The organism is Mesorhizobium sp. M0166, assembly GCF_040322255.1.
Lineage (GTDB): Bacteria > Pseudomonadota > Alphaproteobacteria > Rhizobiales > Rhizobiaceae > Mesorhizobium.
Genome location: NZ_JAMYTD010000096.1, coordinates 1 through 2,000, shown reverse-complemented (window position 1 = coordinate 2,000; position 2,000 = coordinate 1). Strand labels below are relative to the sequence as shown.

Here is a 2,000-nt window from a genome sequence, read left to right as displayed (position 1 = left end):
CCTATCGGGGAACAACCACCCGCTCTTCAATATGTGACCGCTTCCGGCTTCAGGGCGACTCGCTCCGCGATTACCCCATGTTTGAGATCTAGACTGTAATCCCATTATCGCACGTGTCGAAGTTCGCACGCTAGCGCACTTTCAGTACACCGCCATCTTGTAGATTAGCGAGGCTTGATGATTGGCTGCCATGTGAGTGCGTGCGAATTTGCGACAGCGCTCATCTGTGTTGATTTGCTGCTTCCGTGGAACTATCCGGAATAATGTAGCAGACGCCACAAGATCGTAGCTTCGTATGCCACGACTGCTTCAATCTCCCATCAGAATTACACCCACGCCGTCCTCTCAGCCCTTTGTCGAGCAGTCGCTGCGATGACCGGCTCGCTGCGCCATGATCTGTGCTGCATCCTCGATCAAGGCTCTGACAATGTCAGACGCTGGTAGAATCTCATGCACCAATCCGACGGACTCGCCCGCGTAAATGGCGAAGTCGTCGATTTCCCCCTGACCTCCACTGAGAAGGCTGGCGAACGAGTAGCGCCGCACTGGGTTGCCATCGGGAGTGCGGCCAATCTCTTCGCCCTCCCCAGGTCTCGAACCGGACTCGGGGTGCCCCACCGCTTCCCATGCCTCGACCGTGCGGTTCCGCAGCACGCGGCTCGGTGCATCCGGCCAGCCTCCGTCAAAAAGAGTGGTCTCGATCGTGTCACTCGCGGCAGCTTCGATGAGACGCCGCTTGTAATCGGCGTGACAAGCCGCTTCAGTCGACGCAAGAAACCGTGTGCCGAGCCATACACCTGACGCGCCCAGCATGAGAGCCGCAGCAAGGCCTCGCCCATCGGCAATTCCACCAGCCGCGAGAACGGGCACCTTCCCGGCCACATCGGCCACAAGTGGCACGAGCACCATGGTTGATAGCTGGCTCCACACGTGACCACCGGCTTCATTGCCCTGCGCGACCAGAATATCCACACCGAGATCAATTGATCTACGCGCCTCTTCCGGAGTCCCGACGGTGTGAACGACCAGCGCACCCGCGGCTTTTGCACGATCCATGTAGGGCGCGATGTCACCCCAGAAGAAGGAGACGATCCGAGCGCCGGCCGATAGCGCAGTTTCCATCCTCTGGTGCTGATCCCATTCAAGGACGAAGTTGGCGAGGAAGGGAGCATCATCAGTAAGCCGCCGCACGGCACCGACTAGCTCTTCGATGCGCTGCGGGCTGTCCCAACTGAACCCAAGCCCGCCGAGGCCCCCGGCGTTGGTCACTGCTGCGGCAAGTTCCGGCCGTGATGCACGCCCCATCGGGGCCGACACGATTGGATGGCGAATACCGAGCAGGCGAGTGAGAGGAGTGACAATCGGTCCGTCGGCATCCATGAAGGTGCTTCGTTTTCTGAACGCGCTTGAACACTCGCGCTCGAATGCACTCGCGACAATGCCACGCTACGGTCTACGTGTTCTTTGACGTGCGATCCCGCGTGGTCCGCTGCGGATATTATTGCTTGACATTCGAGCCTAATGTCAACGACCGGTAGTAGCGCATTTCGAAGGTCAACGATCTTCCATTGCTGGCCGCAAAGCTGCCGCCGGGCGCGGCCGGCGGGGGTGGCATCTACATAATCCCGGAATTATCCCGCCATGGTGTGAGCGGCACACCGCTTTTGTGGCGTTCGACCCAACGTCGCCAGTGAGGATCTGACAAGGCAATGCGTTCCGCTTCGAGGAGACTTACGCCGTGCCTAGAGCGAAGCTCTTTGATATGAATTATCCAACGATCTCGATCTGCCATGGACGATCTTACCGTTTCTTTTAGGAACCGCGCTTGCCGGGCTTGGGCGCAACGGCGTCCATCTTCTCGCACAGATCATCCATTGACCAAGCAAACCGGGATAGGCGCTTTCGCATATTTCAAATTTCAAACATGGGGTAATCGCGGAGCGAGTCGCCCTGAAGCCGGAAGCGGTCACATATTGAAGAGCGGGTGGTTGTTCCCCGAT

General features: G+C 58.6%; 1 protein-coding gene. It reads right to left on the bottom strand.

Going from position 1 to position 2,000, the window contains the following annotated elements:
• Positions 1-345 precede the first annotated feature (345 nt).
• On the bottom strand, positions 346-1,380 hold the full coding sequence (locus NKJ46_RS34535; RefSeq protein ID WP_352671800.1) for an NAD(P)H-dependent flavin oxidoreductase: 1,035 nt from the start codon (positions 1,378-1,380) through the stop codon (positions 346-348).
• Between the last annotated feature and the right edge of the window lie 620 nt (positions 1,381-2,000).